The organism is Galbibacter sp. L-19, from assembly GCF_056857615.1.
Genome location: NZ_JBSXNL010000055.1, coordinates 80,275 through 105,839 on the forward strand (window position 1 = coordinate 80,275; position 25,565 = coordinate 105,839).

The 25,565-nt window shown below is 33.7% G+C and carries 17 protein-coding genes; 10 read left to right on the forward strand and 7 right to left on the reverse strand.

Annotation, left to right across the window (positions count from 1 at the left end; all coding sequences use genetic code 11):
• Positions 1–9: 9 nt before the first annotated feature.
• The 7 genes from cysD to rfbA all read left to right on the forward strand — a co-directional run bounded on the left by cysD (position 10) and on the right by rfbA (position 6,699).
• Positions 10–915 (forward strand): sulfate adenylyltransferase subunit CysD, encoded by a 906-nt coding sequence (gene cysD, locus AC13CQ_RS09775; RefSeq protein WP_040879991.1) that lies wholly within the window; start codon positions 10–12, stop codon positions 913–915.
• Positions 916–938: 23 nt separating this feature from the next.
• Entirely contained in the window at positions 939–1,322 is a 384-nt protein-coding gene (locus AC13CQ_RS09780; protein WP_008612588.1) for a four helix bundle protein, read from the forward strand.
• Positions 1,323–1,354: 32 nt separating this feature from the next.
• Entirely contained in the window at positions 1,355–2,611 is a 1,257-nt protein-coding gene (cysN, locus tag AC13CQ_RS09785; protein ID WP_337901129.1) for a sulfate adenylyltransferase subunit CysN, read from the forward strand.
• A gap of 326 nt (positions 2,612–2,937) precedes the next feature.
• Positions 2,938–4,203: a nucleotide sugar dehydrogenase gene (locus AC13CQ_RS09790; RefSeq protein ID WP_008612590.1), complete on the forward strand. Its 1,266-nt coding sequence runs from the start codon at positions 2,938–2,940 to the stop codon at positions 4,201–4,203.
• Positions 4,204–4,282: 79 nt separating this feature from the next.
• Complete coding sequence (gene rfbB / locus AC13CQ_RS09795) at positions 4,283–5,377, forward strand: dTDP-glucose 4,6-dehydratase (RefSeq protein ID WP_337901128.1); 1,095 nt, start codon at positions 4,283–4,285, stop codon at positions 5,375–5,377.
• 67 nt (positions 5,378–5,444) lie between these two features.
• The gene (locus AC13CQ_RS09800; protein ID WP_337901126.1) at positions 5,445–5,804 is read left to right on the forward strand and encodes a four helix bundle protein; all 360 of its coding nucleotides are present in this window, start codon (positions 5,445–5,447) and stop codon (positions 5,802–5,804) included.
• A gap of 34 nt (positions 5,805–5,838) precedes the next feature.
• Positions 5,839–6,699: a glucose-1-phosphate thymidylyltransferase RfbA gene (rfbA, locus tag AC13CQ_RS09805; protein ID WP_337901124.1), complete on the forward strand. Its 861-nt coding sequence runs from the start codon at positions 5,839–5,841 to the stop codon at positions 6,697–6,699.
• Between the two features lie 227 nt (positions 6,700–6,926).
• Here the strand turns inward: rfbA and AC13CQ_RS09810 are convergent, their stop codons facing one another.
• The 7 genes from AC13CQ_RS09810 to AC13CQ_RS09840 all read right to left on the reverse strand — a co-directional run bounded on the left by AC13CQ_RS09810 (position 6,927) and on the right by AC13CQ_RS09840 (position 16,943).
• Positions 6,927–8,873 (reverse strand): DUF349 domain-containing protein, encoded by a 1,947-nt coding sequence (locus AC13CQ_RS09810; RefSeq protein WP_337901122.1) that lies wholly within the window; start codon positions 8,871–8,873, stop codon positions 6,927–6,929.
• A gap of 822 nt (positions 8,874–9,695) precedes the next feature.
• Complete coding sequence (locus AC13CQ_RS09815; RefSeq protein ID WP_337901121.1) at positions 9,696–10,439, reverse strand: shikimate dehydrogenase family protein; 744 nt, start codon at positions 10,437–10,439, stop codon at positions 9,696–9,698.
• A gap of 42 nt (positions 10,440–10,481) precedes the next feature.
• Positions 10,482–11,513: a DUF368 domain-containing protein gene (locus AC13CQ_RS09820; protein WP_474506594.1), complete on the reverse strand. Its 1,032-nt coding sequence runs from the start codon at positions 11,511–11,513 to the stop codon at positions 10,482–10,484.
• A gap of 2 nt (positions 11,514–11,515) precedes the next feature.
• Complete coding sequence (locus tag AC13CQ_RS09825; RefSeq protein WP_008612599.1) at positions 11,516–12,430, reverse strand: polyprenyl-phosphate transporter; 915 nt, start codon at positions 12,428–12,430, stop codon at positions 11,516–11,518.
• A 32-nt stretch (positions 12,431–12,462) separates the two neighbouring features.
• Positions 12,463–13,863 carry a tetratricopeptide repeat protein gene (locus AC13CQ_RS09830; RefSeq protein WP_008612600.1) on the reverse strand — a complete coding sequence of 467 codons (1,401 nt, stop codon included), beginning with the start codon at positions 13,861–13,863 and terminating at the stop codon, positions 12,463–12,465.
• 87 nt (positions 13,864–13,950) lie between these two features.
• Complete coding sequence (locus AC13CQ_RS09835; RefSeq protein ID WP_474506593.1) at positions 13,951–15,144, reverse strand: aspartate aminotransferase family protein; 1,194 nt, start codon at positions 15,142–15,144, stop codon at positions 13,951–13,953.
• A complete protein-coding gene (locus AC13CQ_RS09840) occupies positions 15,144–16,943 on the reverse strand; it encodes an OstA-like protein (protein ID WP_474506592.1) in 1,800 nt (599 codons plus the stop codon). Before AC13CQ_RS09840 ends, AC13CQ_RS09835 begins: the two co-directional genes overlap by 1 nt.
• A gap of 313 nt (positions 16,944–17,256) precedes the next feature.
• On the opposite strand from AC13CQ_RS09840, the gene AC13CQ_RS09845 reads away from it, so the two are divergent.
• The 3 genes from AC13CQ_RS09845 (at position 17,257) to AC13CQ_RS09855 (ending at position 25,564) form a co-directional block, all read left to right on the forward strand.
• Positions 17,257–20,388 carry a SusC/RagA family TonB-linked outer membrane protein gene (locus tag AC13CQ_RS09845; protein ID WP_008612603.1) on the forward strand — a complete coding sequence of 1,044 codons (3,132 nt, stop codon included), beginning with the start codon at positions 17,257–17,259 and terminating at the stop codon, positions 20,386–20,388.
• A gap of 30 nt (positions 20,389–20,418) precedes the next feature.
• Positions 20,419–22,041, forward strand: a complete 1,623-nt coding sequence (locus AC13CQ_RS09850; protein WP_335588638.1) for a RagB/SusD family nutrient uptake outer membrane protein — start codon at positions 20,419–20,421, stop codon at positions 22,039–22,041.
• A 361-nt stretch (positions 22,042–22,402) separates the two neighbouring features.
• A complete protein-coding gene (locus AC13CQ_RS09855; RefSeq protein ID WP_474506591.1) occupies positions 22,403–25,564 on the forward strand; it encodes a SusC/RagA family TonB-linked outer membrane protein in 3,162 nt (1,053 codons plus the stop codon).
• Position 25,565 lies beyond the last annotated feature (1 nt).

Sequence of the window (25,565 nt, forward strand, 5' to 3'; positions counted from 1 at the left end):
AAAATAAGAATGAGTAAGTATTATTTAAATTATTTAGACGAGTTAGAATCGGAAGCAATATATGTATTGCGAGAAGTATGGGCTCAATTTGAAAATCCTGTAATATTATTTTCAGGAGGAAAAGATTCGATAGTGGTAACTCACTTAGCTAAAAAAGCATTTTATCCAGCAAAAATTCCATTTGCATTGATGCATGTAGATACGGGGCACAATTTTCCTGAAACTATAAAATTTAGAGACGATTTAATAGAAAGTTTAGGCGTTCAATTAATTGTTGGTTCGGTTCAAGAATCTATCGATCAGGGGAGAGTTGCCGAAGAAAAAGGAAAAAGTGCTACCAGAAATGCCTTACAGATTACAACGCTTTTAGATGCTATTGAAACTAATAAAGTAGATTGTGCAATTGGAGGTGGACGTAGAGATGAAGAAAAGGCGAGAGCTAAAGAACGTTTCTTTTCACATCGAGATGATTTTGGTCAGTGGGATCCGAAAAATCAGCGCCCAGAATTATGGAATCTTTTTAATGGAAAGCAATTTGAAGGAGAGCATTTCCGAGCTTTTCCAATAAGTAATTGGACAGAAATGGATATTTGGAATTATATCAATAGAGAAAATATTGAAATTCCGTCTTTGTATTTTGCTCATGAGAGAGAGGTGGTAAGAAGAAGTGGTTCTTGGATTCCGTATTCAGAATTTCTGCAATTAGAAGAAAATGAAGAAGTACTTACAAAGAAAATTCGTTTTAGAACTTTAGGAGATATTACAATTACAGGAGGTATTGAGAGTGATGCCGATACTGTAGAAAAAATAGCACAAGAAGTTTCTGCAATGCGACAAACAGAGCGTGGAAATCGTTCAGATGATAAACGCTCAGAAACAGCCATGGAAGATAGAAAGAGACAGGGGTATTTCTAGAAAAGCTTTAAGCTGTACGCTTTATGGCATTAAGCTCTATAGATCTAAATTGTATGAGGGATTTTAAAAAATATAATATTTGGAGCTTAAGTCATGAGTTTACTTTGGAAATTTACAAAGTGACGAAGAATTTCCCTTCTGAAGAAAGATTTCAATTGATGTCTCAAATGCAGCGGGCAGCTTATTCTATTCCCTCGAACTTTAGTGAAGGATGTGGTCGGGATTCTGATAAGGACTTTAATAGATTTATTCAAGTATGTTTAGGTTCTGCACATGAGTTAGAGTATTTCATTCTTCTTTCGAAGGATTTAAATTATATCTCTGAAGACATTTTTGATGAGTTGACTATAAAAATTAATGAGATAAAAAGTAAATTATATAATTTAAGCAAAAAGCTAATAGCCTAATGCGTATAGCTTATTGCCTAAAGCCTAAAATAATGCAAATAGATAACAACCAATTATTAAGATTTACCACAGCGGGAAGTGTAGACGATGGAAAGAGTACGCTTATTGGTAGATTATTATACGATTCAAAATCGATTTTCGAGGACCAATTGGAAGCAATTGAAACTACGAGTAAGAAAAAAGGACATCAAGGTGTTGATTTAGCTTTGTTTACAGACGGACTTCGAGATGAAAGAGAGCAAGGAATTACAATAGATGTAGCCTATAGATATTTTACAACTCCAAAGCGTAAGTTTATTATTGCTGATACTCCTGGACATATTCAATACACTCGAAATATGATTACCGGTGCCTCTACAGCAAATGCTGCAATTATATTGGTAGATGCACGCCATGGAGTGATTGAGCAGACTAAACGGCATGCTTTTATTGCTTCTTTATTGCAAATACCACATATTATTGTTTGTATTAACAAAATGGATTTGGTAGATTTTAGAGAGGAAGATTACAATAAAATCATTGCGCAGTTTGAGGAATTTTCTTCTAAATTATTAGTTAGAGATGTACGTTTTATCCCTATAAGTGCTTTGTTGGGAGATAATGTTGTTAAGCGTTCTGAAAATATGAATTGGTATCAAGGTTCTCCGTTGTTGGATACTTTGGAAACCATGCATATTAGTAGTGATATTAATAAAGTTGATGGTCGTTTTCCAGTACAAACAGTTTTACGTCCTCAGAGTGAAGAGCATAGAGATTATAGAGGTTATGCTGGAAGAATTTCTAGTGGAATTTTTAGAAAAGGAGATGAAATTACAGTAATGCCTTCTGGATTCACCTCTAAAATTAAATCGATTGACACTTTTGAAGAAGAGATAGACGAAGCCTATGCACCAATGTCGGTTTCTATTACTTTGGAAGACGATATTGATATTAGTCGCGGAGATATGATAGTGCGCACTAAAAACAAACCAGAATCTTCTCAAGATTTAGAAGTGATGTTGTGTTGGTTAAATAATGAATCGGCAAAACCGAGAACAAAATATGTGGTTCGTCATACTTCAAATGAGCAAATGGCTATGATAAAAGAAGTGATTTATAAGATAGATATCAATACTCTTTCTCGAAAGAATGATGATAAAGAACTTCATATGAATGATATTTCAAAGGTAAAAATTAGAACTACAAAACCTTTGATGTACGATTCATACCGTGAGAATAGAATGACAGGAAGTCTAATTCTTATAGACCCAGCAACTAATCAAACAGTTGCAGCTGGAATGATTGTTTAGTAAAAAAAATATTTACAACAGGGAGAGGCTTTTGATTTATTTCAAAAGCCTCTTTTTTTTTGTTGCTACAATTAGGAGTTTCTCATGGAGAAGGTTAAAGTTTCTTAATAAGAAAGCCTATTTTTACAAACGCTTCGTATATGATAAAAAGATATATTATTTTGTGAGTTGTTAAAAATTGGGGGCAAGATATAGGAACTCAATTTTTAAATGATAAATAATAAAATTAAATAAAGGTGAAACATCCATGTATGATTTTTGAACACACAACGGAATGATTATTTGGATGTTCCATGTGACCGCAAAAAAAAACAATAAATATACACATGAAAGAAAAATATAAAATAGCCGTAATAGGTTTAGGATACGTAGGGTTACCATTGGCAGTTGAATTTGCTAGAAAAGAATTTTCGGTAATAGGTTTTGATATCAATAAAAAGAGAGTTTCAGAATTAAAAGAAGGAAAAGATGTTACAGATGAGGTTTTAGATGATGATTTAAAAGACGCTAAAGGACTTATTTTTAGCTCTGATGAAAGCGATCTGAAAGATTGCAATATGTATATAGTAACGGTTCCAACACCAGTAAACGATTTTAAACAGCCAGATTTAACACCATTAATTTCTGCTAGTACAACTGTAGGGAAATATCTTCAGAAAGGAGATATTGTTGTGTACGAATCTACAACATACCCTGGCTGTACTGAGGAAGATTGTGTGCCAGTATTAGAAGCTTCAAGCGGATTAGTATTTAATGAAGATTTTTATTGTGGATATTCCCCAGAACGAATAAATCCAGGGGATAAAGAGCGAAGACTTCCAAATATTATGAAAGTAACCTCAGGAAGTACTCCCGAGATAGCTGAAGAGGTGGATAAACTTTATAACTGTATAATTACCGCAGGAACTCATAAAGCATCGAGTATAAAAGTGGCAGAAGCTTCTAAGATTATTGAAAATACGCAACGAGATATTAATATTTCCTTAGTGAACGAATTGGCACTTATTTTTGATAGAATAGGAGTAGATACCGTTGAGGTATTGGAAGCGGCAGGCACTAAATGGAATTTTTTACCTTTCCGTCCAGGTTTGGTAGGAGGGCATTGTATAGGAGTGGATCCATATTATCTAACTCATAAAGCAGAACGATTAGGATACCATCCACAGGTAATTTTATCTGGACGACGTATTAATAACGATATGGGAATTTTTATTGCCAATAAAATCGTTAAACTGATGGTGAAAGATCAGCTTCCAGTAAAAAATGCAAAGGCATTGGTGTTGGGAATTACCTTTAAAGAGAATTGCCCCGATGTTAGAAATTCTAGAGTGATAGATGTTATTGAAGAATTAGAAGGCTTTGGTTTGAATGTAGATACTTACGACCCATATGCAGATAAAGAGGAAGTGAAAAAGTATTATGGAGTAGATTTAATAGATGAAATAACAGAGAGATACGAAACTATTGTTTTGGCAGTTGGTCATAATCAGTTTTTAGAATTGGATTTTGAAAAGTTAAAATCTAGTCCGCGAACGGTTATTTACGATGTGAAAAGTTTTTTACCTAAAGAATTGGTTACAGAGAGATTGTAATACCTTTGTGATAGGAGTGAAAAAAATATTGGGAATCGCCTTAAATTTTTTTTCATAGGTAAAGAAAACCAAGGTTAAAATGAATAATAGTTCTGATAATAAAAATAAAAAAATCTTAATAACTGGAGGAGCAGGATTTATAGGGTCTCATGTGGTTCGGTTGTTTGTAAATAAATACCCATCCTATCAAATCATTAATTTGGATGCTTTAACCTATGCAGGGAATTTAGAGAACCTGAAGGACATAGAGAGTGCTGCTAACTATACTTTTGTAAAAGGAGACATTACAGGTGAGTCGTTTATAAATCAGCTATTTCAGCAATATAAATTCGATGGAGTAATACACCTGGCGGCAGAAAGTCACGTAGACCGTTCTATTGAAGATCCGTTGGCTTTTGTTAAGACAAATGTTATCGGGACAATGAATTTATTGAATGCGGCAAAAAAACTTTGGTTACACACTCCTCACCCCAATGGGGGAGGCTGGGAGGGGGCTCGTTTTTATCATGTAAGTACCGATGAGGTTTATGGGTCTTTAGGAGAAGATGGTTTGTTTACCGAAACCACTTCATACGATCCAAACTCGCCATATTCCGCTTCCAAAGCAAGCTCAGATCATTTTGTAAGAGCTTATGGAGAAACTTACGGTTTGCCATATGTTATAAGTAATTGTTCTAATAATTATGGGCCTAATCACTTTCCGGAGAAATTAATTCCATTATTTATCAATAATATCATTCAGAAAAAACCATTACCAGTTTATGGAGATGGAAATTATACGCGCGATTGGTTGTATGTAATAGATCATGCAAGGGCTATTGATTTAGCTTTTCATGAAGGAGGAAATCAGGAGACTTATAATATTGGAGGTTTTAACGAATGGAAAAACATCGATTTGGTTAAATTGCTATGTAAATTGATGGATGAAAAGTTAGGCAGAAGGGAAGGCGAATCGGAAGCATTGATTACCTATGTAAAAGACCGACCAGGGCATGACTTACGTTATGCTATTGATGCTTCTAAAATTAACAAAGAACTAGGGTGGGAGCCTTCGGTTACTTTTGAAGAAGGACTAGCAAAAACTATCGATTGGTATTTAAATAATAGTGACTGGTTGGCGCAAGTAACCTCTGGAGAATATCAGAGGTATTATGATAAGCAATATGGGTGTTAGTTGAAAAGTTGAAAAGTTGAGAGTTGAGAGTGAAGTGTAAAGTTTTATAGACCTAAACCATTAAAAAATGAGCGAAAATAGATTTGGGTTTGAAAGTCTAAAAGTATGGGAAAAGAGTATTCAGCTTGTTAAATTTATTTATAAATTAACTTCTGATTTTCCAAAAGAAGAACAATATTCATTAACCTCGCAAATTCGACGATCGGCAATTTCGATTCCTTCAAATATTGCAGAAGGAACTTCTCGGGACTCAAAGAAAGATAAAAAAAGATTTTACACTATAGCTTATGGGAGTTTAATGGAATTAGTAAATCAAATTATAATTGCTAAGGAATTGAGTTATATAAGTACCGAAAGCTCTCAAATGGTAAAAGATATGGCGATGGAAATTGCTAAGATGATTAGTGGATTGAAAAAATCAGTCTGAAAATGAACACTAAACTTTAAACATTTAACTAAAAATGAAAGGAATTATTCTCGCTGGAGGCTCAGGAACACGATTACATCCATTAACATTATCGGTTAGTAAGCAGTTAATGCCTATTTATGATAAACCGATGATTTATTATCCGCTTTCTACGTTAATGCGAGCAGGAATTCGAGAAGTATTAATCATTTCTACTCCAAAAGATTTACCGTTGTTTAAAGAATTGCTGGGAGATGGTAAAAAGTATGGTTGTGTTTTTGAATATGCGGTACAAGAACATCCTAATGGTTTGGCAGAAGCTTTTATTATTGGAGCAGACTTTATTGGAAATGATAAAGTAGCTTTGATTTTAGGAGATAATATATTTTATGGAACTGGATTAGATAAGTTGTTACAAGAAAATAATAATCCTGATGGCGGAATTGTTTATGCATATCATGTTCATGATCCAGAGCGATATGGTGTAGTAGAGTTTGATGAAAATGGGCAAGCTATTTCAATTGAGGAGAAGCCACAAAGTCCAAAATCGAATTATGCGGTTCCAGGGATTTATTTTTATGACAATGAGGTGGTGGCAATAGCAAAAAATATCAAGCCAAGTAAAAGAGGAGAGTTAGAGATTACCGATATTAATAAAGTGTATCTTGAACGAGGAAAATTACAGGTTGGTATTATGGATAGAGGAACTGCATGGCTAGATACAGGAACATTTCAATCTTTAATGCAAGCTTCGCAATTTGTAGAAGTTATTGAAGAGCGACAAGGACTTAAAATTGGAGCTATAGAAGGTGCTGCCTATGAAATGGGTTATATTACAAAAGAAGAATTTATAGCTTTAATTGAGCCGTTAATGAAAAGCGGTTATGGAAAAAGGCTATTGAGTATATTGAAATAAAAAAAGGAAAATGTATATACTGAAAATTCACTAATTTTCTGTGTTTTCATAAATGAATGGAATAAGAAAACCCCGATTTTAGCTCTGAACAGCCTTTTTCGGGGTTTTTTGTTATTTCAATTTAATGCACAACCGCATACTTATATGGAATAAGGGTATTTTCTGAATACACCTTTTTAGATTGCTTTTTTTTTAATAAAATAGTGTGTAACCTTACTTTGAATATATTATTGATTTATGTTTTTAAGCTTTTTGAGTTTTGCTTTCCATAAATTTAAATCTTCATGGTGTTTATCAATATTATTCATCACCTCTTTTACAATAGGATTGCTTTCATCTGCATTAAAGAACTGTAAATTATTCTCCAATTGACGTATTTCCGATTTTACTTCGTCAATTTTTCTACGGATAAATACACGCTCATTATTAATTAGCGTATCATTATCTGCATTTGCCAGTTGATCTAGCTTGTTCCCATATTTTATAAGTTCCGCCTTTTGCTTATCGAGGTCTAATTTCTTGAATAATGCATCCAATATTTTGTTGAATTTTCCTTCAATGCTTTTTTTGCTATGAGGGATTCTTCCAATAGCCTTCCAGTCGGCAATAATAGCTTTTACTTGCTCTAAGTCTTTTTCCTTGTCTCCAGATAATTGGAATTCTTTTAAATTATCTAAATATGCCTTCTTCTGTTCGAAAGCTTCCATTTCATCTTTAAAATGCTCGTTTTTCTTAGCATGAAGTCGATCGAAATAATGGTTACAAGCAGACTTAAATTCATTCCAGATTTTATCAGAATATTTTCTTGGAACATGACCGATATTTTTCCAATCAGATTGAATTTTCTTCATTATTGGCGTAGTTTTTTCCCATTCATCACTGTCTTTTAGGGATTCAGCCAATTTTACCAATTCCATTTTTTTATCTAGATTGTCTTGCTGGTCTTTTTTAAGTCCTTTATAAAAAGAATTTTTATTTCTGTTGAATTTACGCACAGCTTCTTTAAAGGCAGCCCAAGTTTGTTCATTTACTTTGTAAGGAACTCTCCCAGCATTAAAAAACTCTTCTCGTAAAGCTTCTACTTCTTTTATGAGTTTTTGCCAGCTACTGTGGTTATTTACTTTTTGCTGCGTAATAGCTTCAATCTTTTTAATAATATCTTGTTTTACTAAAAGATTAGCTTCATGTATTACATCTTGATTCTTAAAATATTCTTGTCGCTTTTGATGTATTGCTTTGGTAGCAGCGCTAAAACGATCCCAAATAGCATCTCGATGTTCTCTATCTACAGGGCCTAAATCTTCTTTCCATATTTTATGAAGCAACTGTAATTCTCTAAAGGCCTTGTTTACATCGCCCATTTCGGCAAGAGATTCTGCTTGAGCAATAATTTTTTCTTTTTCTTCTAAATTATGTTTAAAATCTAAATCGCGTAGGTCTCTATTTAAATCTAAGAAATCGTAAAATATCTCCACATGGTGGTGGTAGGTGCGCCAAACATCATTGTAATTTACACGTGGAATCGGACCAGCATTTCGCCATCGTTCTTGTAACTCCTTAAAGTGTTTATAAGTGTCGTTAATATTTTCTTCAACATTAATCAAGCCCTTTAATTCTTCAATAATATCTAATCTATTTTTTAGATTTAGATCCAATCGATGTTCTAAATTCTTATAATATTGATTGCGTTTATCTCTATATTCATTATATAGTTCGTTAAAACGCTTCTTAACTGGCGAAGAATAATTAAAGTCAATTTCATTGCCTCCCTCTTGGATAAAATCTTCTTTTTTCTGTTCTAAGAGTTCTTGAAATTTTAGATCAAACTCTGATTTTATTTGGTCAACATGACTTTTTATAGCCTGTATTTTTTCTTTTGTAATAAGTATATTGAGTTCCTCAACTAACGTATCCATATTCATGGCATGATAGTCTAGCATAGGAATTTCATGACGCTCTTTGTGTCCTTCATCTTCCGCATCTTCCGCATTCGACTCATCTATTTCATTCTGCGGATCATCATTATTTTCTCCTTCAGCATCAGCAGTTACTTCCACTTCACTTACCGTTTCTTCGGTAGTAACACTCTCTTGATTGTCAATTTGCGGCGTCTCGCTATTTTTTTCACTTCCGTCTGCCTCTGGCTGCAGGTTATCATCTTTTTCTTCTAACATTTTGTAAATGTTTAAGGTTCGTCAATACTTTCAAGTTGAAAGATACTAACAAGTAACAAATTAGCCAAGTGTTTTGTTTGGAACTGTTGAGTATTAGGTGAAAAAGTTTAAAGTTGAGGGTAAGTTTTGAAGTTTGAAGTCGGAAGACTGAAGTCGGTAGACGGAAGTAAAAAGTTCGAAGGAAACAAGAATAAAGAGTATAGAGTAAAGATTTTTGTGTTCTTATGATTTTTCGAATTTGCATTTTATCAAAAGCCTATTGCTTATTCAAAGATTCAAAGATTGAAAGATTGAAAGATTCAAAGATTGAAAGATTCAAAGATTGAAAGATTCAAAGATTGAAAGATTCAAAGATTGAAATAGTCTGAAGTCCGGAGTTGGAAGTTGGAAGTTGGAAGTTCGAAGGAAACAAGAATAAAGAAACAATATATATAGATTTTTGTATTCTGATACTTTTTGAATTTTTAGTTTATCAAAAACTGAAAACTAAAAACTAAAAACGACAAACCATAAACCAACTGCAATCTGTCTACTGAACACTCCCGACTTCGGTCTTCCGACTTCAAACCTTTTTTCACTTCCGCATATCCAAATCTTCAAATTGACATCTTTGAATCTTTGCATCTTTGAACCTATGCCACTTTGAGTTAAAAAGTTAATGAGTTAAAGAGAAGAATATAGAATAAAGAGAAAAGAATATAGATTTTTTGTCCTTATTCTTTTGTGAATTTTTAATTTACCATAAACCATAAACCATAAACCATAAACCAAAAAGACTGCAATCTGTAAACTGAACACTGTCTAGCTTCGGACTCCCGACTTCTACCCATTCCAAATTTCCCAGGCTTTTTCAGCTTGGAGTTCTAGCATTTTGCTTCCGTTTACTGCGGTAGCGCCATTTGCTTCAGCATATTTCATGAAAGCTGTTTTTGGAGGGTTGTAGATTAAGTCAAAAACTAAATGCTCTTCAGTAAGAAATTCATATGGAATAGCAGGTTTAACTTCCGTATTTGGAAAAGTACCAATTGGAGAGCAATTCACAATTACTTGGTGTTGCTCCATAACTTGTTTTGTAAGCATCTCGTAACTCAATTTGTTTTCCGATGCAGTTCTGGATACAAATTGAATCTCCAAACCTAAGTCAATTAAAGCGTGTTTTACTGCTTTAGAAGCACCTCCTGTACCTAGAATTAGTGCCTTTTTATGGTGTGATTTTATAAAGGGTTCTATAGATTTATAAAAGCCATAAACATCTGTATTGTAGCCTTTCAAACCGTTCTTGGTTATTTTTACGGTATTTACAGCGCCAATTTCTTTTGCTTTTGGGTCTATTTCAGTTAAAAAAGGAATAATAGCTTCTTTGTAGGGAATGGTGATATTAAAACCAACAATATCTTTATCTTGTGCTAAAACATTTTTAATTTCTTCAATGTTTTGTAAATCGAAATTAACATAAGAATGGTTATCAAGATCGAGCTGCTTAAATTTTTCCGTAAAGTAACCAGCAGAAAATGAGTATGAAATATTCTTTCCTAATAATCCGAAATGTCTAAGTTCTTTTTTCATTAAGTAAGTTTTATACGTTTTGGCGGTTGGTGTATATTAAAATTAATGTTTTACAGTTTCGCCTTGAGTTAGTTTTCCGTACCAATCCAATCCTAATACAATTAAGATTCCAACAATAACAAAGCCAATGGCAATCCATGTTTCTGTATTATTTATATGTGGTAGGTAGCGTTGGTAGTTAACAATTATTTTTTCTCCAGCCGAATCTTTCATTACTTCTCCAAATTCGTTGAGTCTGTATATTGTTTTTTTCCAAGGCCAAACAACTCCCAGAGAGCCAGTAATAAACCCTAGGATAATGGCGGTGGTAATATGTTTAAAATGCTTTAAAACATAGCTTAATAAATGCGAAAGTGTAACCAAACCAGTAACCGATCCTAAGGTGAAAACTGCTAAAATTTTCAACATTTCTATTCGCTGTTGGTTGTTTATAAAGTTAAAATCGCCTTTAAATATTTCAGCAAAAGTATCATAAAGAGCATTTACAGAATCTACTAAAAGGAGTACATAATTTCCAAGTAGAATTAAAATAAAAGAACCAGATAAGCCTGGTAGCGTCATCCCAGAAACACTTATTATTCCGCAGAAAAACACAAAAAATAGATTCTCATTTTGTTTTGCTGGGTTAAAAAAGCTTAAGGAGATACCTATCATTATTCCAATGATACAGGATAAAATGGTTTTCCGATTCCAATAATGAAAATCCTTGGCTATATAATAAATAGAGCCTAAAATCATTCCGAAGAAAGCGGCCCAAACATACAATTCTTTTTGCGCTATAAAGTAGTCTAAAAGTTTAGAGACGCTAAAATAACTCACTAGCATTCCTAATAGCAATAAACTTAAAAAGCGACCATTTATATATTGATAAAAGCTTCTAAACCGTCCATTAAGGATTAATTTTAGAGCTTTTAAGTTTACTTTCTGAAGCGAGTAAATAAATTCTTCGTAAAAACCAGCAACAAAAGCAACCACCCCTCCAGAAACGCCAGGAACTTTATTGGCGGCTCCCATGGCTAATCCCTTTATGAAAAGGAAAAACTTATCGAGAAGTGTACGCGTTGGTTGTTGCATTTTTATTTTTTTATGGTAGCCAATTTTTCAAGAAGAAAGATGGTTAAAAAACCGATAATAGCCAAAATTATTGCCCATAATAGCTGCGGGTCGCCATCATAATTAAAAGGACTCGTACTTTCGTCAATAATAATAGTTTTATCGCCAAATTTTTTGATTTCGGTAACCAATTTCCAGGGCCATATTTTATTTAAAGAGCCTAAAATAAAACCTGTTAAAACAGCCAACGTAACATTTTTGTAATTTGTAAATAGGTATTTTAAAAGTTTAGAAAAGCTTAATAATCCAAAGATAGCTCCTAGCCCAACAATAGCAATTGTTTGAATGTCTCTCTCGTTTACTGCTGCCAAAATGGTACCATAAGAACCCAAGAGAACTAAAATAAAAGCTCCAGAAATTCCAGGTAAAATCATAGCACATATGGCTAAGGCTCCAGAAAAAAACAAATGAAGAGCTCCACCAGTTTCATGCATAGGGGGGAGGGTGGTAATATAAAATGCAACCGCAGCTCCAGCTATAAAGGCAATAATGCTACCAGCATTCCATTTTGTAATTTGTTTTCCAACAAAAATAATACTTGCTACTACAAGTCCGAAAAAGAACGACCATAATAAAATTGGATGCGTCTCTAATAGCCATGCTAATAATTTGGCTAAGGATAAAATACTAATTGCAATACCAAGAAACAAGGCAACTAAAAAATTACCATTGATATGATTCCAAGCTTTTTTAAAACCTTCTTTTCTTAGAATATTAAAAGTTTCTATGCTGATATTATTTATGGAGGTTATAAGTTCCTCATAAATACCAGAAATAAAAGCAATAGTACCTCCAGAAACGCCAGGTACAACATCTGCTGCACCCATAGCAATACCTTTAAGGGTGATAATAAAGTAGTCTAAAATTGATCTTTGCATATTTTGTTCTTAGGGGAACAAAAATAGCAATTTTATAGGGACGCATTTTTAAAACTATGGATTATATTTTTTACTGTTTTGCGGTTATAAACTGCAGGGAATAAAATTTCCATAGTATCATGCTCCTCATAGTTGTGTTTTAAGGCGTTTTTTAAATGATATGTTCCTTTTAAAGCATCAGAAGATAGGTAGTACATTCCTGCCAAACGGTATTCTAAGTCTGCATGCTCAGGATAAAATTCTAAAGCCTGTAAAAGTGTGTGAATAGCGCTGTCATACTCGCCTAATTTCAATAAAATATCCGACCATGAAATCCATGTTTGTAATTCATAGTTTCCTAATTCTACGGCTTTTTGATAGGCAAGATCTGATTCTTCATAAAAATGAAGTAATTCATTTATTTTGGCGCTTCGTTTCCAATATAATACATTTTCACTATCAATATTTATAGCTTTATTGATGTAATATAGTGCTTTTTGATAATTCCCTTGCTTAAAATAAAAGTCGGTTATAGCAATCCAGCCTTTGTCTAAAAGCGGATCTTCATGAACGGTACGATAAAAGAATTTTTTTGCTAATTCTAAATTCCCTAGCTTGTCATGACATTTTCCTATTCTTAAATAAGCATAAGAAGTAGGATCGTCTAAACCTAAAGTGATTTCGTAGTTTTCAATGGCTTCATTATATCTTTTTAAACGTTCCAATACCCGTCCTTTTTCTAGGTAAGCACCTATGAAAGTATCGTCGGAATAAATAGCAAAATCAAAACTAGAAAGCGCTTCTTTGTACATTTTTTTACTTACAAATTGCTTTCCTAATTGATGCCATGCAACTTCGCAATACGGATTCTGATTTAGATACGAATTTAAAAATGTAATAGCACCATCAAAATCTTCTAAGAAATCGAAGCAATAAATTACATTATATAGGGCAGCATAATCTTCATAATCTTCATTTAAACAATTAATAAATGCATCTTTAGCCGATTCATAATCGTCTAAAAAAAGATATTCCATTCCTAATAAAGAATAAATATCTGCATTATCATCTGTCATAGATAAAGCATCATGCAGTAATTCTATTGCCTTTTGATGGTTGTCTTGTTTGGAATAAATATTAGCCTTTTGGATTAATATTTCTTCGTTAGAAGATTCTATTGCTTCCAATTCATCTAAAATTACTTCAGCAACATCAAACCGATTTTCAAAAACAAGAATCTCTACTTGTAAGAGTTTTAACTCTGAAGAAGTAGGGTGTTGTTGTAAACCAATTTGTATAGCTTTTTTAGCTAAAGCAACTTTTCCAGAATCAAGATAATGATGTGTTATCTCTTGGAAGTCTTCCGAATCAAAGAAGTAAACGTCATTAGTTTTCAACATTGATTCAAATTTTGCTAACGGTGGGTTATGATCTTCGTGAGCACTAAATGGCATAAGCGATGCGTTTTTAGATTTCTACGTTAATAAATTTAGGGCTTGAAGCGTTATGATTGAATCAAAAACCTTATTGTTATTAACAAATTAGTTAACATTTTGGTTATTCCACTCATTTAGAAGCTCTAAAATAGTGTTACAACCTTTTTCAATTTCTTCATTTGAAATGGTTAATGGTGGTGTAATTCGTACTGCTCTTGTTTCAAATAGAAGCCAAAAGAGAATGAGTCCTTTTTTCATTCCTTCAAGTACTAAAAAGTTTGCAACTTCTGCATTTTCAACAAGTATTGCCAACATTAATCCTTTTCCTCTAATCTCCTTAATCAAAGGATGTACCAAAAGTGATCGGAAGTGTTTTTCTTTTTCTAGTGTTTGTTTAATTAAAGTTGTGGTAGTTAATTCTTTTAAGGTGGCAAGTGCAGCCGCGGCTACAACAGGATGTCCTCCAAAAGTAGTTATATGCCCCATTTTTGGAGCTTCTTTTAATTGTGCCATCATGTCATATGAGGCGGTAAAAGCGCCAATAGGCATTCCGCCAGCCATTCCTTTCCCCATTACTAAAATATCTGGAGTAACATGGTAGTTCATAAAACCAAAAAGTCTTCCTGTCCGCCCGAAACCAGGTTGAATTTCGTCGAGGATAAGTAAAGCCCCAACTTCTTCACAACGTTTTTTTACCTTCTGTAAATAGTTGTTTTTCGGTTCTATAAATCCGGCTCCTCCTTGGATGGTTTCAAGAATAACTCCAGCAGTTTTAGTAGTTATATTTTTTAAATCTTTTTCGTTATTAAATTCAATAAATTTTATACCAGGTAATAAAGGGCGGTACGCTTTTTTTCTTTCTTCATACCCCATTAAGCTCATAGAGCCTTGAGTATTACCATGATACGCATGCTTTGCAGCAATAACTTCTCCTCTTCCAGTAGCTCTTTTTGAGAGTTTCATAGCCCCTTCTATAGCTTCTGTGCCAGAATTTACTAAATAAGTGCTGCTCAAAGGTTCTGGTAATTGTTGTGCTAATAACTTTGCAAGCTCAACCGCAGGGCCTTGTGCATATTCTCCATAAACCATTACATGCATATAAGAAGCAGCTTGCTCTTGCACAGCATTCACAACTTTTGGGTGACTATGGCCTAACGTATTGGCAGAGACTCCAGCAACAAAGTCTAAATAAGATTTTCCATCAAGATCATAAATATAGGAACCTCTTGCGTGAGAAACTTCTATACCTAAGGGAGTTGGTCCCGTTTGTGCTTGATATTTTAAAAAGTTTTGCTTCATTATTTAGAACTTTCTTCTTTTTCAGCTTTCTTAACAGGCGCTTTTTTAGGAAGTGTTGCTTTTTTATTTACTGAATTAGCAGTGTTTGTAGGCGTTTCCTCTTTTTCTTCTTCAGGATTAATAGGAGTTAATTCTTCTGGAGCTAAATTAGGATTATCAATATCTATAGGATTGTTAACTCCATTAATTACAGGGAGTTTTATGTTTTTATCTTCTTCACTAAATAAATCGTCTACACTAGAAATAATTTCATCGCCACGCCAATAGAAACCTCTAAATTTACGACCGTTAACAGGAAGTTCAGAATCGGGATAAATAATTCCTTCTACATTAATAAAAGAGGTGGTATTGTCAATTTCGTTATCTTCCATTACCATTTGGATAAGTCCACAAAGACGTTTGTCTATCCCTACCAACTCATCATCATCATTCCATAAGTAATATATAAGTTCCGCATTTTTGACAATATCCACAATTCTTAATTCATTTTCTTCAAATAAACCATAGAGATATTTTCCCTTTATCTGGTTGTAACCTTGTTTAAGAGAGTCTTTAAACTTTACACCACTTAAGGAGTCTTTCTGAATAATAAAAGCATTGTCCCACACTTTGAGGGAGTCTAGCTTCTCGGTTTTTACATTGGAGATAATATGAATGCTATCTCCTGTCATTTGTGTTTCTCCGCTCCAAAGTACGGGTCGGAAAGCGGAAAGTTTGTTTTCTGGAGTATTTGGCGGAATTTTAGTTATAAGTTGCGCAATTCCAGTTTTTTCGTCCGTATGAATAGAATCACATTTTCCACTTAAATCTGTTTTAAAAAAACGCGCGTCTCTAAAAGCTCTAACAATACGCTCATTTTCTTTTCCAGTAACCATTAAAGTATCTGCATGGATATACATGGAATCTTTTTCAAAAAGACTAATAGCCAAGGCTTTTTTAGTAACTAAAACAGAATCTTTTGCTTTATAAATCTCTGCATAATGACCTCTTAAAACTCCATCGTTTACAGTGTCTATTACTTTAATGTTGTTGGTTGCTGAAGCAAATTCTGTAGCCTTGTTAAAATATAAGCTATCTCCATAAATAATCCGGTCACTGTAATCTATACGCGTATTTTTAACCCCATAACCAGTTTCTGCAACCGTATTGTAGAAACCACGCTCGCAATACATTTTATAGTCTTCTCCAACCACAGTTGATGGGCCGTACATATATGCGTTTTTGGTATTGGTGTAATAATCCATTCGGGCTGAATTAATTACATAATCAGGATTGGTAATTTTTACATCACTTTTAAACTCGTATTTATCAATTTCCATGTAATAGCGACCTTTATCGCTTGTTAGGACATTGGCACTATCTTTTACAGTTCCGAAATTATCGTAAAATGCTTCTTGTTTATTTCTGTCAAATTCTAATTCTTCGGTATTTAGCGTCATTGAGTTGTTTCTTAAAACAACCTTTTCCTTAGCCAAAGCAATTTTTGTAGTTCCATCGTATTCTACATATTCGCTATTCATTTTAATGGAATCTCCTTGTTGAAAAAAGACATTTCCATAGGCTTGTATTTTATTTTCTTTTTGATAATAAACAGCAAGATCGCACCAAAGATCAATTCCTTGATGTTCAAATTGAACCTGTCTATCGTCTTTACTAAATATAGAGGCACCTGGATATTTTACTTCATCTTTATTAAAATCTCCTCCATGAATGATGGTAATTTCTTTTTTCTCCTGAGCCAATAACACAGTAGAAAAACAAAAGAGGATGAGGGATAGATATGTACGTATTTGAGTCAACCGTTTAAATTTTGCATCAAAAATAAAGTTTTTTCATTTAGTTGATGATTTGTTAGGAAGAATTTATAAAAAAGAAAGGCGAAACCTTTAATTTATCTGGTGAAATTTCAGGAAAAAGACTTCCAAACTAGTTAATTTGAATTATGAATTTATTGAAAATGGGCTCTTCAAAATAAGATATTATGAAATTATAATTTGGATTTTTGTATATCCATAATAACGGATAAAATTCTTACTGAAAAGCATTCTTTCCTACAAAAAACTGACTTTTTTGGCTACTTTCGCGGCACTAATTTCTAAACTTATTTAAATAATGAAATCAAAATTACATGTGTTTTTTTCGCTATTCTTAGCGTTTCTTGTTCAATTTGCCGTTGCACAAGAAGTAACCGTTTCGGGAACAGTTACCGACCAGGACAATATTCCTTTGCCCGGAGCTAATGTGTTGGTCAAAGGTTCTAAAAATGGAAGTCAGACCGACTTTGATGGAAATTATTCCATTAATGCATCTACAGGAGATATTTTAGTTTTTTCTTACGTAGGGCAAACTACAGTAGAACGTAAAGTAGGAGCTTCAAATATTATTAATGTTGCTTTGCAACAAGATGCGCAGACGTTGGATGAAGTTATAGTAGTAGCTTATGGAACTTCTACAGAGAAAGACTTTACTGGTTCTGCAGATGTTATTAAAGCTGAAGATTTTGGCTTAAGAACATTAACCTCTCCTATTGGAGCAGTAGAGGGGTCTACAACTGGAGTTCAGGTTTTATCAACTTCTGGTCAGCCAGGTTCTTCACCTAGTATAGTTATTAGAGGTGTGGGTACATTAAATGGAGATACAGATCCGCTTTATATTGTAGATGGTATTCAGTTTGAAGGAGGTATTAATAGTCTAAACCAAGATGATATTGCATCTATTACGGTTTTAAAAGACGCAGCTTCAACCTCATTATATGGTTCTCGTGCTGCAAATGGAGTTGTTATGATAACAACTAAGAAAGGTAAAAAAGGAACTGGTATTAAAGTAAATATGTCAAGTCAATATGGGGTAGTTACAAAAGGTGTTCCTGAGTATGAAGCTGCATCGCCTGGTCAATATTACGAAATGATGTGGCAGGCATATAAAAATTCTTTAGGAGGAAGTGACCCAGCTACAGAGGCTTCTGCATCTATTTATAATCGTTTGGGTTATAATCCATTTAATGTTCCTAATGATCAAATAGTAGGGGTAGATGGAAAATTAAACCCAAATGCCCAAGTAATTGCTCAAGGTTTAGATTGGTATGATGCTTTGGAGAGAACAGGAAGCCGACAAAATCTTTCTTTAAATGCTTCTGGAGGTGGTGAAAATCATAACGTGTTTTTCTCAACATCTTATTTAGATGAAAAAGGATATGTTGTAACTAGTGATTATAAAAGAATGACTAATCGTTTAAGTGGGAGCTTTTCTCCTGCAGAATGGTTGAGTTTAGGAGCAAACATGAATTTTTCTTCTACCACACAAAAAGGACCAATGTCTAGAGGAAGTTCTATTGCCAATCCATTTGGTTTTGCAAAAGGAATGGGATCAGTTTATCCAGTATATGTGGTGGATCCAACTACAGGGGATTATATTTTAGATGCTGAAGGAGCAACTCAGTTTGATTATGGTGAAGGATATTCAGATTATGGAATTCGTTCTAGACCCGTAAACGTAGGGCGTCATGCTATTGCTGAAGCTTTATTTAATAGTGATGTTACTAAAATTAATAATATAAGTCTTAGATATACTGCAGATTTTAAAATCTTAGAAGGCTTAAATTTTAAATTATTATATGGTCAAGATACTAATGATTATATAAATAAGGAATACGAAAACAACATTGTAGGAGATGGAGCGCCTGCTGGTCGCTATGGTGAGTTGAGATTTAGAAGAACTGTAGAAAACTTTAATCAGATTATTACCTATAATAAGGACTTCGGGAGACATAATTTTGACGTTACTTTAGGACACGAAAGTTTTAACCGTCATTATAGTGAAATGGATGGTTCTAGTAATACCCAAACAGCTGTAGGGATTTATGAGTTCGATAATTTTTCTACTATCTCAGATTTATCTGGATATAGCTCAGATAAGAGACTTGAAGGATATTTTGCAAGGTTGAATTATAACTTCGGACATAAATATTATATAAGTGCCTCTGCAAGACGCGATGGATCATCAGTATTTAATAAAGATGTTAGATGGGGTAATTTTTATTCAATAGGAGGATCTTGGAGAATAGACCAAGAAGGTTTTATGGAAGATGTTGATTTTGTTAATAATTTAAAATTGCGAGCGTCTTTTGGTCAAGTAGGTAACGATGATTTAAACGATTATTACATTTCTCAGCCTAGATACTCATTATATACAAATGCTGGGGATCCAGGGATATATTGGTCAGATTTAGGAAACAATGCTTTGACATGGGAGACAGTAGATAGCTGGGATGTTGCATTGGAGTATGGTTTCTTTAATAATAGATTACACGGTTCTTTGGAGTATTACAGAAAAAATTCTTCTGACTTATTATACAACGTACCGCTTCCACTTTCAAATGGTTTAAATGAAGGACCAGCAAATATTGCAGACATGTACAATGAAGGTTTTGAAATTGGTATTACTGGGGAGTTACTAAGATCAAATGATTTTAATTGGGATTTAACTGTTCAAGCTTCTACTCTGAAGAATGAGATTACAGATATTCCATCACCATTTATTGATGGTTCGAAGAGATGGGATGTTGGACGTTCTAGGTACGACTTCTTTATCTATGATTATGCTGGAGTAGATCCAGATAATGGGGATGCATTGTATTATATGTATGAAGATGATGTAGACACTGGGGGCCGAGTTCCTGTACTAAATGCAGATGGAGACCATGAAACTACAAATGATTATCAAGATGCAGGGAAAGCATATGCAAACTCCACGCCAATCCCAGATTTATTTGGATCGATTACCAATCGCTTTAGATATAAAAATTTAGAGCTTAGTGTACTTCTTTTGTATTCTATAGGGGGAGAAGTTTTAGATTATGGTTATGCGGCTATGATGCATGAGGGAGAATATGGAGAATCGCTTCATCCAGATATGATGAATGCTTGGAAAGCACCTGGAGATATTACAGATGTTCCAAGATTGGAAAATGGAGCACCAAATCAATTGGTATCAGGATCTACAAGATTTCTAACCGATGCCTCTTATTTTGGAGTTAAGAATGTAAGCTTAGCATATAATTTTAGTAATGATATCCTAGATCCGTTAGGATTAAGTAAACTTCAATTTTATGTTACTGGAGAGAACTTACTTATAGATTCTGAAAGAAGAGGATTGAACCCAATGTATAATTTATCAGGAACACCAGAAGGAAATGATTATAACCCATCTAGAGTAATTTCTTTTGGAGTTAATGTTTCATTTTAAGGGGAATTAAAAAATAATAAATTGAAAATTATGTTACGAAAAATTTATATGTATTTGTTGATAGTCTCAACAGTACTTTTTACCATAAGTTGTTCAGAAGATTATTTGGACACAACACCAACAGATGCTATTTCAGCAGACGATGCACTTTCTTCTCCTGAAAATATGATGTTAATACTTGAAGGTCTTCATAGACAAATGTATGCACAGTCTCCATTGCCAGGGGCTGAGAGTTCTAGAAGTGGACAAAGTCACTTTATACCTGCTTTAGATGCAATGGGAGGAAATATAATCCACTCTTCTCCAGGGAATGGTTGGATGACTTCAGATTTACAATGGCGTACCCACATCAATGCTGGTTCTACTACTGTGAAAAATTTTTGGTACCAACGTTACCATTTTATCGCTAGTTGTAATTCTATTATTAATGAAGTTGCTGAAGGAGAGTTTGTAATTGATGAGGAGATGAATAATATTCTTGCACAAGCACATGCTTATAGAGCTTGGGCTTATCATCAATTAATAATGACTTATGCAAAAGGGTATTTGGTAGGTAGTCCAGATACAGATCCAGGAGTACCTTTGTTATTAGCAACAGAAGCACCATATACAAGTCAACCACGTTCAACAGTGGCAGTTATTTATCAACAAATAGCAGATGATATAAATACTTCTATTGGGTATTTCAAAAATGCTTCTGCAGCAGCAAATAAATCTCATATATCAATAAATGCCGCTTATGGTATAAAAGCAAGAATTGCATTGTCAAAAGGAGCATGGAAAGAAGCTGCTGATGCAGCAGCTTTAGCTAGAAATGGTTACTCTTTAATTGATGAAGCTGCATGGAAAACAGGATTTAATACTACTGATTTATCAGAAGTTATTTGGGGTGGACGTGTAATAGATGCTGAAACGAATTATTTCCAATCCTATTTCTATTATATATGCTCAACCTTTAATGGGTCTCAAAATAGAAGTAATCCTAAGTTAATTAGTAGTGAATTATATAATCAAATTCCTGCTACAGATTATCGTGCAGATGCATGGTTGCCTTTAGCTCCTAACACAAATTCTGGTGCTTCTAATGATCAAGGAGGAAGTTATGAAACTGATCCTAATTATGATAATGACGATGACTTTTGGGATGCTTGGGAAGATATTATAACTACTTATGGTATGACTACAGGGCATAATACGCATCCATATATGAATGTTAAGTTTTTACAGAAAAATCCAGGAACCACAGATCCAGATGATGTAATATACATGCGTTCCTCAGAAATGGTATTGATAGAAGCAGAAGCAAAGGCTATGTTGGGAGATATTTCTGGCGCTCAAAATGCATTGGCTATTTTAGGAGAGAAGAGGGATTCAGCTTTTGATAAAACTGCTTTTGGAACTAAAGAATCATTGATGGAGCAAATTAAATTTCAACGTCGTGTAGAGCTGTGGGCTGAAGGATTTAGCTTTCATGATAACATTCGTTGGGATGAAGGTTTAGATCAATCAAATTCAGGAGCTGCTGAGGTTTTATATCAGAATGGATTTATGCAAGCTAAACCTTCGGTGAATCCAAAATGGATATGGAAAATTCCACAAGCTGAGATTGATGCAAATCCAAACTTAACAGAAGACGATCAAAATAAATATTAAAGTTTTCTATCTAAGTTAATAGATAAGATAGAAAATTATACTATTTATTATTGAATAATGAATGGCTAAAATGTCGTTTGGAACTAGTTCCAAACGACATTTTTTTTACGTTTAGTGTATCTTTTTTCAGATAAAATAGAATTGTATTATCTACTAAATCTATAGACTTTTCTTACTTGATTAACAATATTTAACACATTCTTAAAATATTAGATAGATATTATATTATTGATTTTTTTTCACCTAATTATTTAAATCACTAATAATAATTCATTAAAATTAACTATTCTTTAGTTTTTCAATATAGTTTTAACATAAATTTCTATAAGTTAGTACCGCTAATCAAAAACTATATTTAATAATGAAATCAAAATTGAGTGTATTTTTAATGCTAGTACTAGCATTTAATGTGCAATTTATTTTTGCGCAAGAAAAAACTGTAACCGGAGTGGTTACAGATCAAGATGGTTTACCCCTACCTGGAGCAAATGTTGTAGTAAAAGGAACTGCAGTAGGAGCTCAAACAAATTTTGATGGTGAGTATTCTATTCAAGCTAATGTAGGAGATATATTAGTTTTTTCATATGTAGGACAAAAACCAGAAGAACGTACAGTAGGGACTTCTAATGAAATTAATTTAGCGCTCGTGCAAGATGCTCAGGCCTTGGCTGAAGTAGTAGTAACAGGGCAAGGAATTAGAAGGGAGAAAAAAGCACTGGGTTTTTCTCAGCAATCTGTAGAAGGAGATCAGTTAGTTCAGGCTAGAGAAACAGATGTTAATAATGCCTTGGCTGGTAGGGTTTCTGGGATTCAGGTGGTTGGAAACAGTAGTTCTACTTTTGGGGAGTCTAAAGTTAGACTTAGAGGAAATGACGATTTGCTTTATGTAGTGGATGGGGTTAGGATTAATAATTCTAGTGATATAAATACAGATAATATTGCTGAGATGTCTGTTTTAAAAGGGGCTTCTGCAACTGCAATTTATGGCCCTGAAGGAAGAAATGGGGTAATTATCATTACCAGTAAGTCGGGTGCTATAGGTGCTGCTAAAGTGGAAGTGAATTACTCTGTTGGGTTGAGTTCGGTCTCTGCCCTACCAAAATATCAAAATGAATATGGAGGGGGATATAGTCAAACTTTTAATACGTTTAGTTATGATCCTGCTCAAGACCCTGCATCATGGGCTTCATTTGACGGACAGCAATACCCAGATTTTTGGGCTGATGAAAGTTGGGGACCAAGGTTAGATGGACAAATGGTGAGACATTGGGATAGTTGGATTCCAGGTACTCCTGAATTTGGAGAGCTTAGACCTTGGACACAATCTCCAAACGATGTAAGAAGTTTTTACGATTCTGCCCTCACCAATAATACTACGGTTTCTTTTTCTAAAGCTGGTGAAGATTATAATGTAATGAGTACAGTGTCTTATGTTAATCAAAATGGTGTGATTCCAAATACAAGTAACCAATACACTAAAGTAGCGTTAAATGCTTTTTATAATGTTACCGATAAATTAAAGTTTGTAGCAAATATTAATATAGAGGATAGAGATAGATTGAATAACCCGGATCAAGGTTATGGCAATTTAGGCTCTAATTTTAATCAATGGTGGCAAAGACAATTAGATTTTAATAGACTACAGGATTATATGAGAAATGGACAAGCAGTGTCTTGGAATATAAGAGGTCCAAGAGATGCTAGGCCTTTGTATTGGGATTCTCCTTATTTTCATTCTTATGAAAATGAAAGGCATGATTATAAAAACTCATATTTTGGTAAAATAGGGATTGTTTATGAGATAACAGATGATCTTGATTTTACATTCGATGTAAGAAGAACTTTTTATTCCTACTTAGCAGATGATAGAGCTACAACAATTAGTTTATTAGATCCTGCTTTTTATTCAGAGCAGCAAAGTAGAAGAGAGCGGCAAGACTTCTTTGGAATGCTTAATTATCATAAGCGTTTATTTAATGAAAATTTAGATCTTGACATTGTTGTTGGAGGGGAAAAAATAGAGGAAGATTACAGATCATTATACAGTACTACCAATGGAGATCTTACAATACCTGATTTCTATAATCTAGCTGGTTCTCAAGATCCTGTTACAGCTGAAAATCTAACTGAAAGAGAGAAGAGAAATGGATTGTTTACTAAAGCATCCTTAGGATATAAAGGAACAATATATATAGATGGGTCATATAGATTAGATTGGTCTTCAACGGCTAGAGCCGATGATAACCGAGTAGAAACATATGGAGGGTCTCTTAGTTTTCTGTTGCATGAAATACTTCCCAAAAATGATATTTTAACATTTGCTAAACTAAGAGCTGGTTATGCTAGCGCACCTTTTTTTCCAGATCCATATTTAACTAGTAATGTTTATGATGTGGATGTTTTGTATCAAGGAAATGGAAGACTTTCAGTATCTAATAATCAAGAAAATCCTATTTTAAGAGGAGGAACTAGGGATGAATTTGAAATAGGATCTGAGTTGCAATTTTTTAGAAATAGAGTTTCTTTGGATTTAACTTACTTTAATAGAATAGACAATGATCTTCCTATTAATGTGCCTTTAGACGGCGCTACAGGATATTCTAATATTACCGTGAATAGTGGAAAACAAACTACAAATGGTTTTGAAGTTGGAATAACAGGAGATATTATAAAGAGTAAAGATGTAACTTGGACTCTTGGGGTGAATTTTGCAACTTTAGAAAAGGTTGTCAACGAACTTTATCCAGGGATTGATGCTAGAGATTTAAGTACCTATAGTACTAGTATAAGGTTGCAAGAGAGAGTAGGGGAAGAATATGGATTGTTCTACGGAACAGGATATGCTAAGGATGAAAATGGGAATATTCTTTTTACCGAAAATGATGGAAACTATTACTATAGTATTCAGCAGAATAAATTTTTAGGATCCCTATTACCAGATTATACAGGCGGAATTGTTTCAAACTTCAAGTATAAAAACCTCTCTTTTAATTTAGGATTCGATTTTCAAAAAGGAGGAAAGTATTACTCACGTACAGAGCGTTATTTAGACCATTCTGGACTTTCTGCTAAAACTGCTGGTTTAAATGATTTGGGGAATCCCAAGAGAGATCCTGTAAGTAGTGGAGGAGGAGAGCATATTGTAGGGGTGCTTCAAACTGGATTGGATGCTGACGGAAATCCAATTAGCGATGGAACTGTTGTGGATGCTTATGTAGATCCACAGGTATTATATAACTCTGGAAACTTAGGGACCATCTATGAGAATAACCTTCATGATGCTACTTATATAAAATTAAGAACCATTCGTTTGAAATATGACTTTAATAAGGCGTTAATAGAAAAACTGAGTCTTTCGGGAGCTTCAATAAGCTTATATGCCAATAATGTTTGGTTAATTTATTCTGATGAACCATGGATTGACCCATCAGAATTAGAAAAAAGAAATGATATAAATTGGGCAGAAGGGGGGACTTTACCAATGACTCGTACTGTTGGTTTAAACCTGAATTTAATTTTCTAAA